Genomic DNA, 14,509 nt, shown 5'->3' with positions numbered 1-14,509 from the left:
CTCGCCGAGCGGGTGCGGCTCATTGCGCTAGGTGCATCGCCCAACAATTTACTACAATAAATTCCGTGAAAAAAGAGCCGGTCGTCCTGGGCCCCCGGCCGACGCCGGTGCTGGTGGCGCCCGTGGCGCTGTCCGGGCAGCGGCTGCGGGTGCTCGACTACGTGCGCGCACACTCCCCCGTCCGGGTCACTGACGCCGCCGCGGCTCTTGACCTGCACGCCAACACCGTTCGCGAACATCTCGACGCGGTCGTCGAGCTTGGGCTCGTCGAACGCTCCACCGCCAGGACACCCGGACGCGGACGTCCGGCCACGCTGTACCGGGCATCGGCCGCCGACCCCGCGGTGGCGACGCGTGACTACGCGGGTTTGGCGACCGCGCTGGCCGGACAGCTGGCTCGCACCAGCGCGCACCCGGAGCGCGACGCGCGTGCGGCCGGCGTCGAGTGGGGCCGCGAACTCATCAACGAGTGCGGCCGCACCGGCGACGATGCGCGGCAGTCCGTGCTCGACGCGTTGGCCCGCCTCGGCTTCGCGCCCGACGACGACCCCGACGCGCGGCGAGGCATCGCACTGCGCCGGTGTCCCCTGCTGAACGCGGCCCGTCGTTATCCGACGATCGTCTGTCAGGTCCACCTCGGGATTGTCGAGGGAATGCTGGAGCAGCTCGGCGCCACCGACGCGCCGGGCCTCGGTCTCATCCCGTTCGCCGAACCCGGATCCTGCAGGTTGTTCCTGCCCGATCCCGTTGTGCGGCATGATGACGCTGCGCCACGGCCGCGGTCCGGTTAGACGTTGGCGACCAGCGATGATCCCCGGCGACCGCGTGTTCGCTTGCGTTGCTTGCTGATCGCTACCAGGTGTGCCACCGCCGGCCCGATACCGCGGGCCAAAGCGTCGATGTCAGCGACGGCCTCGTAGTCGGCCAGGACACCTTGGCGACGACTGTCCCCGGGCCTCGTCAGCCACTGCGGCTCATGGGCCGACGGGTGCTCGAGCCGAGGCGGTCTCGCCCCGAATGCGCGGGGGCGCACGGCATGCCCGGCGCCTCAAAGGCGTGGTGGCGGCGTGGATTAACCGTTGACACTCTGCGGCAGCGCCTCAATGGTCAAGCAGGTAAGGGACGTTCGATCCCGGCGTTGACGTCAGGAACGTGAAACGAGTGTGGGCATGGCGGCCCAGCCGCGGACCGCGGCGGTCTCCGAGGGCACCGCGTTGGCCCAGTCGACCTCCCACGCCGGGAAACGCTTGAGGATCTCCTCCAACGCGATCCGACCCTCCAGGCGGGCCAGCGCGTTGCCCATGCAGAAATGCGTGCCCGCGCCAAAGGTCATGTGCGAACGCTGTTCCCGGTAGATGTCGAAGACGTCACCGTCCGGCGGGAACCGGCGGTGGTCGCGGTTGGCCGCGCCGACGAGCATCAGCATCGCCGAACCCTCCGGCACGGTCTGGCCGTAGTACTCGACATCGCGGGTGACGTAGCGGGCGATCTGGAGCGCCGGCGGTTCCCACCGCAGAATCTCCTCGATCGCCTGAGGAATCAGTCCCGGGTTCTCCACCAGATCACGGCGCTGATCCGGGTAGTCGGCCAGCGTCTTACCGGCCCAGCCGATCAGGCGGGTGGTGGTCTCGGAACCGGCCGTGGCGATAACCGTCAGGTACATCAACAGCTCGTCACGGCGCAGCTTGCGCACCGTGCCGGTCTCATCCTCGAACTCGGCGTTGAGAAGGTCGGTCATGATGTCGTCGGACGGGTGTTCGGCGCGCCAGTCGACGAACTCCGCGAACACCTCGCCGGTGGCCAGCGCGTCGACGGTCTTCCCCTGCAGGGTCTCCTCGCCGTGGTCGGTGATCTGCCGCTGCCGGTCTTCCGGGAGCCCCAGCAGCATGCCGATGACGCGCATGGGCATCTGCTCGCCGAGGTCGTTGACGAAGTCGAACCGACCCGACCCGACCAGCGGATCCAGGCACCGCGCGGTGAACTCGCGGATCTGCGGCTCGAGTGCGAGCACCTTGCGCGGAGTGAACACCCGCGACAGCAGGTTGCGGTGAATGTTGTGAATCGGCGGATCCTCGAAAATCAGTGTGCCCGGCGGTATTTCCATGCCCGACTTGATGATCTCGAGCAGGGCTCCGCGCCCGGAGATGAACGTCTCGTGGTCGATGACCGCCTTGTTGACGTCGTCGTAGCGGCTCAGCGCGTAGAAGTCGTGCTGTTCGTTGTAGTACAGGGGCGCCTCTTCCCGAATCCGGGCGAACACCGGATAGGGGTTCATGTTGAGGTCGATGTTGTAGGGGTCGTAGTACAGGTCGGATTCGGTGGGGGCGGTGGGCACGGTCATCAGAACTCCGTCGGGGCTGCAGGGCTGTTCAGCTGAATGGGACCGACGCCGTCGGCGGCGGGCTGCACGATTTCGATGTCGAATGTCGCGGTGTAAGCGAAGTGCTCATGACTTCGCCGACGTCGTTGTGGCTCCCTGCGGCGATCTCGGCAGGCATGACTTGCTCAGCGGTCATCAGTTTCCCGTCGGCCCGTTGCGACAACGCAGTTACACTAGCACAGGCAAATGTAACGCCAGCCGTGCTCACTCACCCCCCGCTAAGCAGTAGGTGGGCCGGCTCATCTCGCGTCCCGTCGACCGGGTGAGGCGCGTCAGACCACGCGGCCGCCCGCACATTGGCGACAGGAATGCTGTTGAAGCAGCGCGATTTCTACCGCTGGGTCCCTCACGCCATCCTCTTGCTCCAGGATTGATCCCAACGATCGATCGACGCCACCTCATCAAGCGGTTTGCGCCGCACCGCGTGGTGTCCCCCCTTGGGCCAGCCCACCGTGAGCAGAGTCGCGATGAGCCAGTCGTCAGGGATTGCGACCATGGACCGCAGCTGATCCTCGCAGGACCCGTGCCACAGGGTGATCGCCGCGCCCAGGCCTTGCGCCCGCGCCGCCAGCAGGAAGTTCTGGACGGCGGGAAAGATCGAGCCTCCCTGCTGTAGTTCGGTGGTTCCCCGCTGCGGCTGGACACAGAACAGCACCAGCACGGGCGCCGCGCCACCGACGCTCATGTGCTCAGCCATCGCGCGCAGCACGCGCGACTTGGGGTCGTCAGCCTCGTCCTCGGGCATCGAAAGCCGATAGAACTCGGTCATGACGTCCCATGTCTTGTGAGCCGCCGCCGTGACCACGTCGCGCAGAGCGCTCGATCTCAGCACCACAAACTTCCACGGCTGCTGGTTGCCGCCGGACGGAGCCCAACTCGCCGCACGCAGACAAGCGTCGACGGCCTCGTCGGAGACGGGTTCGTCGCGATAGCGCCGTACCGCCGACGCGGTCCGCATGATCTCCCATAGATCCACCGATGCGGGCGGGACCGGTTGTTCGCTCACAGCTTCGCCTTTGCGGGCAGCACGCCCCGCCAGGTTCCACCGCGCACGGGACCGGTGACCAACGGCAGATCGAGGGTGGACAGCAAACCAACTGGTGCGGCCATCACCGCGGGGATGGCATTGAGTTCGCGCATAACCGTCGCGTAGGTCAGGCCGCGCATGTTGTCCCCGCGGCCGTGCATCTCGATGTCGACGGTGTAGGTGGGCAGGCCGTCCACGATGACCCGGTAGCCACCGAGCGGTGATGGATGCCGCGGCCAATCCGGCGCGGCACCGTCGCCCATTCGGGTGATGTGTTCCAGCACAACGCGTTCCTCTCCACCGACCATTCCGGCGAGCTTGAATCGCATTCCTCCCATGGTTCCCGGTTCGATCCACCCCGACGCCACTTCGTAACGCTCTGTCGCCAACCATTTCTCGATCGTCGTCTCGACGCGATCGAGTGGCAGGCCAACACCATCCGCGACCAGATGCACGGTGGGTCCCCACAACGCGGCGAGGCGGTCGGGGTCGAAGAGCGGCGCCGGATGATCGGGGGTATGCCCGAACCCCATGAAGTCGAACATGATGTCGGGTTGACGGATCGGGCCGTAATCGAGCATCTCGAGCATGGTGATGCCGTCGACACGGCTGCTGAAGCCCGTCATCGTCAGCGCGATCACATCGTTGGCCCAGCCCGGATCGACACCGCTGTTGAAAAAGCTGGTCCCGCCCTCCGCGCAGGCCGCCTCGAGCAGTTCGACGGTTTCCTGGTCGGCAGCGGGCGGATAACACATGGGCACCAACGAGGTACACACCACGTGCTTGCCAGCGCGCAGGCAGCGCGCGATGTCCACCGCCGCGTCGTGGTAGCGATAGTCACCCGACGCGAAGTAGGCCACCACGTCGGCGTCCACCGATAGTGCGGCCCCGATGTCCCGCGTGGCGATGACGCCGGTCGCGGGCATCCCGCACAGGTCGCCGGCGTCCTTGCCGTCCTTGGCTTCCGCGTGCACCACGACGCCGGCCAGCTCCAGGCCGGGATGGGCGATGAGGGCACGCAACGCGCCGATGCCGACCTGACCAGGACCCCACAGGATCACTCGCGGCTTACCTCGACCGTCCGCCATCGGCACCCCTTCCGGTCGTCGCCCGCCGACCTGTGAGAACATATCTTCTCATATAGAGATAACACCATTACCGGATGCGGGACGAAGGGGCGAACGGTGAGCGATTACGAATTCTTGAAGTGGGAGACCTTCGACGACGGCATGATCGTTCGGATCTCGCTGAACCGCCCCGACCAGCGCAACGCCCAAAACCGCGGCATGCTGGTCGAACTCGACGAGGCGTTTGCCCGCGCCGAATCCGATGACAACGTCCGCGTCGTCGTCTTGGCCGGCGAGGGCCCGATGTTTTCGTCGGGCCACGATATCGGCTCCAAGCAGGCGCGTGCCGAGTTCGGCCCCGGGCCCGGCCAGCACCCCACCGTGACCATCAACGGCGGTACGCGCGATGGAGCGGAGCGGACCATGCTGCAGGAATGGCACTATTTCTTTCAAAACAACCTGCGCTGGCGCAACCTACGAAAGATCACCATCGCCCAGGTGCACGGCGACGTGTTCTCGGCGGGACTCATGCTGATCTGGGCCTGTGACCTCATCGTGGGCAGCGAAGAGGTGCGCTTCGCCGATGTGGTAGGCACGCGGCTGGGCATGTGCGGCATGGAATACTTCGGCCATCCCTGGGAATTCGGACCGCGGCGCACGAAGGAGCTCATGCTCACCGGTGACGCGATCGGGATCGAAGAGGCCTACCGGCTCGGCATGGTGAGCAAGATCTTCCGGCGCGACGAACTGGCCGAGCGCACTCTCGAGTTGGCGCGACGCATCGCGGAGGTGCCCACGATGGCGGCCCTGCTCATCAAAGAGTCGGTAAACCAATCAGTCGACAACATGGGTTTTTACAACGCGCTGCAGTCGTGTTTCGCGTTGCACCAATTGAATCACTCGCACTGGGCCCAGATCCGGGAGGACAAGCTCCCCACCGCCGGCGAGGCGCAAGGGGTGCCGAACTGGCGGAGCGCTCCCCCGGTTGTCTTGGCCGTGAAAGATCAGGTCCGGTCCAGCGTCTAACGTTGTGCCGGTGACCAATAACTCGCCCGCGGCGCCACGCCCTATGGACGTCACCGTTCCGGGACATCTTTTCGCCCAGCTGCCGTTCTACGACGTCGTCGACACCGATGACTCGGTCGTCGTTGACCTGCACAACCGAGGAGACCTGAGGAACATTCGCGGCGCGCTGCAGGGTGGGCTGGTAGCCACTCTCATCGATGTCGCCGCAGGGCGCCTTGCGGTCAAATATGCCGGCGACGGCGACGGCGCGGGAACCGCGGACATGTCCATCCATTTCCTGGCACCGATCGTCGATGGCCCCGCGCGTGCGGTCGCCACGTTGGTGCGCGCGGGAAAACGGATGATCGTTGTTGCCGTCGACGTCTTCGACGTTGGCCGCGACCGACTCGCGGCGCGTGCGACGCTGAGCTTCGCGATCCTTGCGCGTCGCGATTCTGTTCACTCCGCGGCGGCGCCATAGCGCGCATCGGCCACCCGGTCCAATGCGACCGCGGGTTCGCCGAAAACCATTGCCCATCCCCGAACCCGGCGATAGTAAAGCTGGATGTCGCCCTCCATGCCGAACCCGTATCCGCCCTGAATGTGCAGGCTGCGCCGAGTGGCGTCGCGCGCCGTCTCATAGGCGAATGCGAACGCCATCGCAGCCAGTTCGCGAACGCAATCCGGCTCGTCGGCGAATGCGCACGCGGCCTTGAGCCCGAGCAGCCGCGCCCCATCGGCGGCGGTGGCGCTGTCGGCCAGCGGGTGAGACACCGCCTGGAACGAGCCGATCGCGGTTCCGAACGCATGACGTTGCTGGGCGTAGTCGACGCCGATCTCCACGGCCCTCTTGGCCGCGCCCGCCAAAGCCGCGGCGGTCAGCGCGAGCCACAGGTCAAGGGCGCCATCGAATAGGCCGCGCGCCTGCGGCCCGTCCGCAAGGACGACGGGACCATCGTCAATCATGATGTCCGCCAGCGGCATTGACCCAAGGTTTTCCACTATGGTGCGGTTCTCGCCGATCGGCACCACCAGCAGCCGCCCCTGGGTCAGGGCGATGACGTGGTCTGCCACCGCCCCGCCGGGCACCAACCCCAACCGACCACCGCGACCGGTGCGGGGCGCGAACGTGACCAGCTGCTCACCGGCGAGGACCTCATTCAAAAGCCCGGTACCGGCCTCGCCGGACGCCGCCAGCAGCCGCGCGGCAACCTGCGCTTCGATGACGGGAGCGGACGCGACCGCGCGTCCGAACTGTTCGGCAATCAACGCGAGTTCCAGTTCGGGCGCGCCCCATCCGCCGGCCGCCTCGTCGACCGCCATCTCCACCGCCCCCGTCTCCAGCAGGGCCTTCCACAGCTTGAGGTCGAAGCCCAACGGCTCGGCCGCCCGGACTCGTTCGGATGTCGACTCGCGCGCAAACAGCGCGGCGAACGAATCCACCAACTGTCTCTGTTCGCCCGTCAGGCTCAGGTCCACGTTATCGCCCCGTCACGTGCGGATATGGTTACTCTCAAAATTGAGATTAACATTGCCATGCGTACCGTCCTGGGCCGCGTGCCACGACAGATTGGCGTGCATACATGCACTTTCAGCTCGATACGGAGACCGAGACCTACCGCGACGGACTCCGTGCCCACTTGCACGACGTGTTGACCCCCGAATTCGAGGAACGCATCTACCGCAGCGGGGTCGCACACGACGACGAGTTCGCCAAAAGTCTCGTCGACAAGGGCTATTTCGCTCCGGCCTGGCCCGTCGAGTTCGGCGGACAGAGCCGCAACGCATGGGACGATCAGGTCGTCAAAGAGGAACTGATGCGGTATGACGCGCCGGTGTACCTCTCCGAGACAACCAGGATGGTTGCGGCGATCATCCGTGAGATCGGCACCCCCTTCTTGAAGGACCGCATCCTCACCGGAGCCATCAACGGCGACATCACCATTGCGCTCGGCTTCACCGAACCCGAATGCGGGTCGGACGTCGCGGCGGCCGCCACCCGCGCCGTGCGCGACGGCGACGGGTGGGTGATCAACGGCTCCAAGATGTTCACCACCAACGGTCACCTCGCCGACTTCGTGTTCCTGCTTGCGCGCACGAACCCGGACAAGCCGAAACACAAAGGCCTGACGATGTTCCTGGTGCCGGGCGACTCTGATGGCTTTGCGGCACAAGCCGTATGGACGCTTTCCGGGGAACGCACCAACATCACCTTCTACAGCGACGTCCGGATCGGCGACGAGTGGCGCATCGGCGAAGTCGATGGCGGCTGGCAGGTGCTCAGCCTGTCGCTGCAAGACGAGCACGCGTCCGGATGGGGGCCCCACCTGATCCGGCTGCTGCACCATGCCGAGCATTGGGCAACCACCAGCGCGTCCGGCGACGGCTCACTGCCGATCGCCAATACCGACGTCCGGCGCCGGCTCGCCCGCGTCGCGATGGAGGCCGAGGTGTCGATGCTGCTGCAGCGCCGGTGCGTGTGGATGGTCGAGCAGGGCGACATACCGGTGGCCGAGGGGTCAATGTCCAAGGTGTTCAGCACCGAGGCGCTCGAGCGTGCCAGCCAGGACGTGTTCGAACTCGTCGGCCCGGACGGTCTACGCAGCTACCTCGAGCCGACCGCTCCCGAACGCGGGCGGTTTGACCACTCGCTGCGATTCTCCTTGGGCACGACGATCTATGCGGGTACCAGCGAGATCCAGCGCAGCATCATCGCCCAGCGCGGGCTCGGCCTACCCCGTTAGTTTCTTCGGCCGTCCGGCCCGTCCGCCGGCTGCGGCACGCGGCGCCTTGCGCGCCGGCTTGGCTTTGACGTCCGACGCGGGCGGCGTGACGGCCTGTTTGCACCACGCCCACAACTGGTCCTCCGTCAGCTTGGAACCCTTGCCGCCCAGATGAAAAACGCCGATTTGAGCGAGCGCGGTCAGCGTGGTGTTCAGCAACGTGGTCAGCTGCGCGGGGGTCAGATCCGTGCGTACCAATCCGGCCCGAGCACACGACGTGAGGATCTTCGTCAGCAGCTTCAGATGCGGCTCCCAGACCTTTGCGAAGTCGTCCGGCCGCTCGATCTCCAGGCTCAGGTTGTAGATCGTCATGACCCGGCCCCCGACGGCTTCCGACGACTCCGCGCGGGACAGAACGCCCCGGCAGAAAGCCTCGAGTTGCTCCATCGGACCGTCGGCGGCCGCGACATCGTGGCGAATGTCCTCGGTGAACTGACTCGTGACGTTCTCATAGAGCGCCAACATCAGTTCTTCTTTACCCGCGAAGTGTTGGTAGAACGCTCGCAGGCTGAGATTCGACCTGTCGATGAGGGTCTGGATCGTGAAATCGGCCTTGCCCGACTCCTCTACCAATTCCAGCGCGGTGGCCAGGAACCGCGAACTGCGCGCGAGTGCACGCGCTCTGGCAGAACTCAGACGCCGCTCGATCGTGCGTTGCTGCCACGAGCCGTGCAGCTCGACGTTGTTGTCGACCAATTCCAAGCCGGTTTCGGGATCGGGACCGGCGGGCTTCTTCGTAGGCATAATGCGGAAAGACTACCCGCCCGACGCGGAAAATGTGCGATCTACCTACACGTGCATGTTGATTCTCACTGCAGGTAAGTGATTACTGCCGGCATCGGCCCCGAAGGTTCGACGGCGGCCCGCACCGGGGCGGTTCTCCCAGAGCCGGTACGCCTCCGAGGAGCCTTGGTCCGACGGCAGTCCAGAGGTGCACCGGCGCGCCGGGCCGCCTGATGCGGTACCGTGGAAACGGTCATTCTCATTTCCGAATCCGTGTGCCACTCACTGAAGCCATGGGCCGTTTTCGAAGGAGTGCAGCGTTGAGCGCAGACATCCTCATCGTCTCGCCGGACGACCATCTGGTGGAGCCGGCCGATTTGTGGACCAGCCGGCTGCCCGAGCGCTATCGCGACATCGGCCCGCGGATCGTTCGCACGCGCGGGCGCATGGATCCATCCGTCACGTCCGATGTGGCTTTCGTCGAGGACGACGAGGGCCGCGACGCGGACATCTGGCACTACGAGGACGCCGTTATCCCGATCCCGCTCATCAGCGCGGCCGCCGGCTATGAAATCGACGAACTCACCACCGACCCCATCACCTATGACGAGATGCGCCCCGGCTGCTACCGTCCCGCGGATCGGCTCGCGGACATGGACATTGCCGGCATCGAAGCCTCGGCCTGCTTTCCCAACACCCTCGTACGCTTTTGCGGCCAACGCTTCCTGTACGGCAAGGACAAGGAGCTCGCCAGGCTCTGTGTCGAGGCCTACAACGACTTCCAGATCGACGAGTGGGGTGGCAGCTCGAACGGTCGGCTGATCCCGCTCGGCATCATCCCGCTCTGGGACGTCGAGCTCGCCGCGAAAGAGGTCGAAAGGGTGGCCGCCCGGGGGATGCGCGCGGTGTGCTTCTCCGAGCTGCCCTCTCGCCTGGACCTGCCGTCCATTCACAGCGGCTATTGGGACCCGTTCTTCGCCGCGTGCGAGCGAAACCAGGTGGGGATCATGCTCCACATCGGATCGAGTTCTTCGCTGACCAAGTCCTCTCCGGACTCCCCGCATGTCGTGACGAGCGCACTGATGGCCGTCAACTGCACCATCGCCATGGTCGACTGGCTGTTCTCCGGCAAGCTCATGCAGTTCCCCGGCCTCAAGCTCGCGTTCGCCGAGGCGCAAGCGGGCTGGATCCCCTACTACCTGCAGCGTGTCGACGAGGTCTGGGAGGACCGGCGCGCGTGGGGCGGCATACACCCCCTCTTGACCGAACCGCCCAGCAGCCAGGTGCCCGGACGAGTGTGGTTCTCCACCTTCGGCGATCCGGTCGCGTTCCGCATCCTGGATCTGGTCGGGCCGGACCAACTCATGTTCGAGACCGATTACCCGCACAACGACACGAACTGGCCGCGGAGTCTCGAGGTCGCAAACAAGGCGACGGAGGGCCTGGACGAGGAGACCAAGCGAAAGGTGCTGTCCACCAACGCAAAGAACTTCTTCGGGATGGTGTAACGCAGCCGGTCGAGCCCTACAGCGCCTTCCACTGCGGCTGGCGCTTCTCGAGGAAGGCGCGCGGCCCCTCGATGGCATCCTTCGTCAGCGCCACCTTCATCCGGTAATTCTCGGCGAGCAGTTCCGCCTCGTATATGGGCATCGTCAGACCTTTGCGCACGGCCATACGTGAACCACGCACCGCCAGCGGTGCATTCGAATTCACGATGTCGGCGATCTCCCAGGCGCGCGCCATGAGCTCATCGTGCGGGACCACTTCGGTGAAGACGCCCAAGTCATAAGCGCGCTGCGCGTTGAGCTTTTCGTGTTTGCCCATCAGGATCAGCCGCATCGCCACGGGCAGCGGGAGCACACGGGCGAGCCTGACCCCTTCGCGCCCGGATGTCACGCCGATGCTGACATGCGGGTCCATCAACGTCGCGCGCTCGGACGCGATGGTGATGTCCGCCGTGGTCACCAGGTCCATTCCCGCCCCACAGGCGATGCCGTTCACCGCGCAGATGATCGGCTTGGTCATCTGCAGCCACGGCGGTGTCGCCTCCTGCGGGGCGTCCCACTGCCGCATCGAGCTGAGGATGGGTTCGCCCTGGTTGTCGATGCCTGCCGCGTTCTCCATGTCGTGGTCGGCGGCCTTGTTGACGTCGGCTCCGACGCACAACGCACGGCCGGCACCCGTGATGATCACGGTCCAGATATCTTGCGAGCGTTCGATTTCCGCATAAGCCACGGCCAGTTCGGCGATCATCTCGTCGTTGATCGCGTTGAGCACCTCAGGACGGTTGAGGGTCACACAGGCGGCATGGCCCCTGACCTCGACCTCGATCGTGTCGTAGTGTGTCGCCAAGTCACGGTCCTTCTCTCACACTCGTTGGGGGGTAGTCGTTTTCACTCCGCCGCCGCGGGGACGCGCGCGGTCGGGTGAACACCAAGGATGTCGTGGAATCGTTCGCAATAGCGAGGCCAGACTTGCGGGTTCAACAAGCGAGGCGGCATGCGGCCTTCGAAGATCGTCTGCCACTGAGTCGCGGTGGCGACGGCGATGTCCCGCGCGGCCTCCACCGTGATGCCCGCTGTGTGCGGCGTCGCAACGACGTTGTCGAGTTGCAGCAGCGGGTTGTCCTGCCGGGGCGGCTCCTCGTGGAACACATCGAGGCCCGCGCCGGCGATTCCGCCGCTGACGAGCGCGTCGAGCAGCGCCGCCTCGTCATGGACAGGCCCGCGCGCCGTGGTGATGAAGAAGGCGGTCGGCTTCATCGCGGCGAATTGCGTTCTGCCGATGAGTCCGCGCGTTTCGCTCGTCAGAGGGCACGTAACCTGCACGAAGTCCGAACGTTCGACGAGCTCGGCGAGCGTCACTTGCTGCACACCGCGAGACCGCGCGGTCGTCTCGTCGAGGTACGGATCGAAGACCAGCACCTCCATGCCGAACGGCGCACACAACTCGACGAGGCGGCCCCCGATGGCACCGAGCCCGACGACACCAAGCGTCTTGCCGAACAGCTGAGTTCCCCGCAGGGCCAGCCGATCGCGAAGCGGACCGCTCCGTAGCGCGCGGTCGGAGACGGTGATCTTCTTGGCGAGGTCGAGCATGAATCCCAGGGCGTGCTCGGCCACCGCCTCCGCTCCCGGCCCAGAGTTGTTACACACCGCTATCCCCGCGCGGGTGCAGGCATCGACATCGATGACGTCATATCCGGCTCCTGCCGAGCAGACGGCCAGCAGGCACGGGCAGCGCGCGATCAATGCCTCACCGGCCAGCCACTGTGCGCCGTCGGCCACGGAGGCAACATCGGTTCGCGTGGCGACTTGGTAGCCGTGCGCGGACTCCAATGCCGCCCAGCCTGATTCGGCGGGTGCGGTCAGATCGAGTTTGACGATGTCGATGCCGGACAGTTCCAGGACGTCCGCCGCGGCGGGGTCAGTCCACCGCTCGACGACCAACCGCGGTCGTGGCGCGCCGGTCATCTTTGTCGTGCGCCTTTCATGGCCGTGCCTTGGGTTTGGCCTGTGCCGCCTTGAACATGTCGGCCAGCGCCGTGTCGACGTTGCGGTAGTCGTTGCGCGCGATCGCGCCGTCGCGCCCGGGCACCACGTCGTACCCGAGCCGCAGATCCTTGTTTTCCATGTGGAAGTACTCGCGACCGATCGGCAGCCGACGATCTTCGCGCGGGACCTCCATCCAGGCGCGCAGGAAGCAGCGGGCCTTCTTGGGGTCGTCGCTGCTGACGAAGTCCGACCGGGAGTGGCACATCGCGAAGTTGTTCGCCACGGCCGCTTCCCCGGACTCCAAACGGAATTCGACCTGTTGGTCGACGAGTATGTTGCGCAGCAGCTCGATGGCCTCCTCTTGCTTCGGGGTGAAGTCGCGCCCGAGCGTCTTCATGGCCGGCAGGATGCTGCTGTAGGTGAAGTTGATGCAGATTCGCCCGTTGATCTGGGAGAAGACCGGGACGTTGTAGGGCGTGACATCGGGCTGGTCATCGGGTTGTTCGCTGCGTCGGTGGTGCGGAAAGCCCTCGTAGAGCACGTCGAGCAGGTCGGGGCGTTCGGCCAGGATCCGATTGTGCGCGGCCGGGCCGCTGGCGAACTGGCTTTCGCCGCCTTGGGCCGCCGGGTAGACGCACAGCAGCGACAGGATGTCGGCGGCGTCGTTGTGCATCGCGAGTTCGGCACGAGACTTCGTACCGCGAGCGGGCTGCACGCCGCCCGGCAGGATCTCTTCCTGAACGCGCACCATGCGGTGACCAAAGGAGTTGTTCGACACCAGATAGCCGAGGTGCGTGCAGAACGCCCAGTAGATGCGCTCGAGGTCCTCAATCGAATGCTGCTCGACCGGGAAGCCGCGCACGCAGGCCAGGCCCTTGCCGAACATCAGATCGTGGTAGAGCCGCGCCAGATCGTCGTCGAGGTCGGGATGCCGAGCATCCTCTGGCGTGATGTCATCGCGGCCCTTGTTCGCCGTCTTGGCCAGGATCGATTCCAGCGCAGCCACATTGCGGGCGGACAGGTCGAAGGCGAAGTCTTCCTTGCTCGTGAAGTCCGCGCCGGTCCACGCCATTGGGTCGGTGACGCGTTCGGTGTAGATGGCTGTCGGCATCCGGTCCTCCTGGTGTGTGGGCGTCGCTTTCGGTTGTCGATGTCAGTCGTCGCGGTGGCTCTGCAGTCCGCGAAGCGCTTGCGCACGGGCTGAGGCCGCCTCGGTCATCATCCCGACATCGGTCCCCGCCGAGATGAATCGCAATCCCAATCCCAGGAATCGATTCAGCAGGTCAACCGACTTTATTCCGGCGATACCGAGCGCCACGCCGTGACTACGACAAGCCGCCGCGACCGATTCTACTGCACTGTGGAAATGCTCATTCTCATACTGTCCATGGATGCCCATTTCGGCGGTCAGATCGCTCGGTCCGATGAGAATCATGTCGACACCGTCGACGGCGGCGATGGAGTCGGCTGCCTCGACGGCTTCCGGGGTCTCGATCATCACGGCCACGACCGTGCGCCGTTCGAGCAGCTCCACCAATTGGGGCGCTGTTCGCGGTGCGTATCCGCTGACCGCGTTGGGACCCGAAATGGACCGGCTGCCGATCGGTGGAAATCGTGCGGCCTGCACGACTCCTTCGGCCTCTTGTTTCGAATTTATATGTGGCACAATAACTCCCACCGCGCCGGCGTCCAGGACGCGGGCGATGACACTGGGATCGTTGGACGGCACCCGCACCAGGCCGGAGATCCCCGCGCCGAGCGCGCTCGCACACAGCATCTGCGCGGTATCCAGGGACGTCGATGTGTGTTCGAGATCGACGTATACCGCGTCGTATCCACACGCCGCAGCGATCGCCGGAACGTCGGGCGTGCGCGCGTGGAGCAGCGCGAGGCACAACACCAGCGTCTCTGCCCGCAAGGCGTCCCGCAGCGCCGTCGTCATAGGCTCACGGTAGCCGACCGAGAATAACGTTTCCACAATATTGTCAACGGTCATTATCGGACGCCACGTCGATGTGATAACCATGAGC

Annotated in this window: 14 protein-coding genes; 5 read left to right on the top strand and 9 right to left on the bottom strand. The window is 65.5% G+C overall.

Annotation, left to right across the window (positions count from 1 at the left end; translation table 11 throughout):
* Positions 1-65 precede the first annotated feature (65 nt).
* Positions 66-791: a helix-turn-helix transcriptional regulator gene (locus tag OCU_RS34595; RefSeq protein WP_014379763.1), complete on the top strand. Its 726-nt coding sequence runs from the start codon at positions 66-68 to the stop codon at positions 789-791.
* A 353-nt stretch (positions 792-1,144) separates the two neighbouring features.
* Here the strand turns inward: OCU_RS34595 and OCU_RS34590 are convergent, their stop codons facing one another.
* The 3 genes from OCU_RS34590 to OCU_RS34580 form a co-directional block, all read right to left on the bottom strand.
* On the bottom strand, positions 1,145-2,341 hold the full coding sequence (locus OCU_RS34590; RefSeq protein ID WP_009976182.1) for a cytochrome P450: 1,197 nt from the start codon (positions 2,339-2,341) through the stop codon (positions 1,145-1,147).
* Positions 2,342-2,726: 385 nt separating this feature from the next.
* The gene (locus OCU_RS34585) at positions 2,727-3,338 is read right to left on the bottom strand and encodes a nitroreductase family protein (protein ID WP_033715450.1); all 612 of its coding nucleotides are present in this window, start codon (positions 3,336-3,338) and stop codon (positions 2,727-2,729) included.
* A 44-nt stretch (positions 3,339-3,382) separates the two neighbouring features.
* Entirely contained in the window at positions 3,383-4,468 is a 1,086-nt protein-coding gene (locus OCU_RS34580; protein WP_014379760.1) for an NAD(P)H-dependent amine dehydrogenase family protein, read from the bottom strand.
* Positions 4,469-4,591: 123 nt separating this feature from the next.
* Between OCU_RS34580 and OCU_RS34575 the strand changes: the two genes are divergently transcribed.
* Both OCU_RS34575 and OCU_RS34570 read left to right on the top strand, forming a co-directional pair.
* Positions 4,592-5,500, top strand: coding sequence for an enoyl-CoA hydratase (locus tag OCU_RS34575; protein WP_009956460.1), 909 nt, complete (start codon positions 4,592-4,594; stop codon positions 5,498-5,500).
* Between the two features lie 43 nt (positions 5,501-5,543).
* Positions 5,544-5,960, top strand: a complete 417-nt coding sequence (locus tag OCU_RS34570) for a PaaI family thioesterase (protein ID WP_009956461.1) — start codon at positions 5,544-5,546, stop codon at positions 5,958-5,960.
* On the opposite strand, the gene OCU_RS34565 is transcribed toward OCU_RS34570, so the two are convergent.
* The gene (locus tag OCU_RS34565; RefSeq protein ID WP_009956462.1) at positions 5,939-6,958 is read right to left on the bottom strand and encodes an acyl-CoA dehydrogenase; all 1,020 of its coding nucleotides are present in this window, start codon (positions 6,956-6,958) and stop codon (positions 5,939-5,941) included. The two genes, OCU_RS34570 and OCU_RS34565, sit on opposite strands and share 22 nt — an antisense overlap.
* Positions 6,959-7,062: 104 nt before the next feature.
* On the opposite strand from OCU_RS34565, the gene OCU_RS34560 reads away from it, so the two are divergent.
* A complete protein-coding gene (locus OCU_RS34560) occupies positions 7,063-8,223 on the top strand; it encodes an acyl-CoA dehydrogenase family protein (RefSeq protein WP_009956463.1) in 1,161 nt (386 codons plus the stop codon).
* On the opposite strand, the gene OCU_RS34555 is transcribed toward OCU_RS34560, so the two are convergent.
* Positions 8,212-9,006 (bottom strand): TetR/AcrR family transcriptional regulator, encoded by a 795-nt coding sequence (locus OCU_RS34555; protein WP_009956465.1) that lies wholly within the window; start codon positions 9,004-9,006, stop codon positions 8,212-8,214. The two genes, OCU_RS34560 and OCU_RS34555, sit on opposite strands and share 12 nt — an antisense overlap.
* 299 nt (positions 9,007-9,305) lie before the next feature.
* Between OCU_RS34555 and OCU_RS34550 the strand changes: the two genes are divergently transcribed.
* Positions 9,306-10,493 (top strand): amidohydrolase family protein, encoded by a 1,188-nt coding sequence (locus tag OCU_RS34550; RefSeq protein ID WP_009956467.1) that lies wholly within the window; start codon positions 9,306-9,308, stop codon positions 10,491-10,493.
* A gap of 16 nt (positions 10,494-10,509) precedes the next feature.
* On the opposite strand, the gene OCU_RS34545 is transcribed toward OCU_RS34550, so the two are convergent.
* From OCU_RS34545 to OCU_RS34530, 4 genes are read right to left on the bottom strand one after another with little or no spacing between them, the layout of a single operon-like run.
* Positions 10,510-11,337 carry an enoyl-CoA hydratase/isomerase family protein gene (locus OCU_RS34545; RefSeq protein WP_009956468.1) on the bottom strand — a complete coding sequence of 276 codons (828 nt, stop codon included), beginning with the start codon at positions 11,335-11,337 and terminating at the stop codon, positions 10,510-10,512.
* Positions 11,338-11,378: 41 nt separating this feature from the next.
* Positions 11,379-12,458: a hydroxyacid dehydrogenase gene (locus tag OCU_RS34540; protein ID WP_008255445.1), complete on the bottom strand. Its 1,080-nt coding sequence runs from the start codon at positions 12,456-12,458 to the stop codon at positions 11,379-11,381.
* 16 nt (positions 12,459-12,474) lie between these two features.
* Positions 12,475-13,590, bottom strand: a complete 1,116-nt coding sequence (locus tag OCU_RS34535; RefSeq protein WP_009956469.1) for a TauD/TfdA family dioxygenase — start codon at positions 13,588-13,590, stop codon at positions 12,475-12,477.
* Positions 13,591-13,632: 42 nt separating this feature from the next.
* Complete coding sequence (locus tag OCU_RS34530; RefSeq protein ID WP_009956470.1) at positions 13,633-14,475, bottom strand: HpcH/HpaI aldolase family protein; 843 nt, start codon at positions 14,473-14,475, stop codon at positions 13,633-13,635.
* Positions 14,476-14,509: the final 34 nt, after the last annotated feature.

Origin of the sequence: Mycobacterium intracellulare ATCC 13950 (genome assembly GCF_000277125.1) — a bacterium.
GTDB classification, from domain to species: Bacteria; Actinomycetota; Actinomycetes; order Mycobacteriales; family Mycobacteriaceae; genus Mycobacterium; species Mycobacterium intracellulare.
This window is presented reverse-complemented; position numbering and strand designations above follow the sequence as displayed.

Excerpts from the sequence above, each read along its gene's own strand:
- OCU_RS34590 (WP_009976182.1), bottom strand. The coding sequence starts at position 2,341 with ATGACCGTGCCCACCGCCCCCACCGAATCCGACCTGTACTACGACCCC.
- OCU_RS34585 (WP_033715450.1), bottom strand. The coding sequence starts at position 3,338 with ATGCGGACCGCGTCGGCGGTACGGCGCTATCGCGACGAACCCGTCTCC.
- OCU_RS34570 (WP_009956461.1), top strand. The coding sequence starts at position 5,544 with ATGGACGTCACCGTTCCGGGACATCTTTTCGCCCAGCTGCCGTTCTAC.
- OCU_RS34560 (WP_009956463.1), top strand. The coding sequence starts at position 7,063 with ATGCACTTTCAGCTCGATACGGAGACCGAGACCTACCGCGACGGACTC.
- OCU_RS34555 (WP_009956465.1), bottom strand. The coding sequence starts at position 9,006 with ATGCCTACGAAGAAGCCCGCCGGTCCCGATCCCGAAACCGGCTTGGAA.
- OCU_RS34540 (WP_008255445.1), bottom strand. The coding sequence starts at position 12,458 with ATGACCGGCGCGCCACGACCGCGGTTGGTCGTCGAGCGGTGGACTGAC.
- OCU_RS34535 (WP_009956469.1), bottom strand. The coding sequence starts at position 13,590 with ATGCCGACAGCCATCTACACCGAACGCGTCACCGACCCAATGGCGTGG.
- OCU_RS34530 (WP_009956470.1), bottom strand. The coding sequence starts at position 14,475 with ATGACCGTTGACAATATTGTGGAAACGTTATTCTCGGTCGGCTACCGT.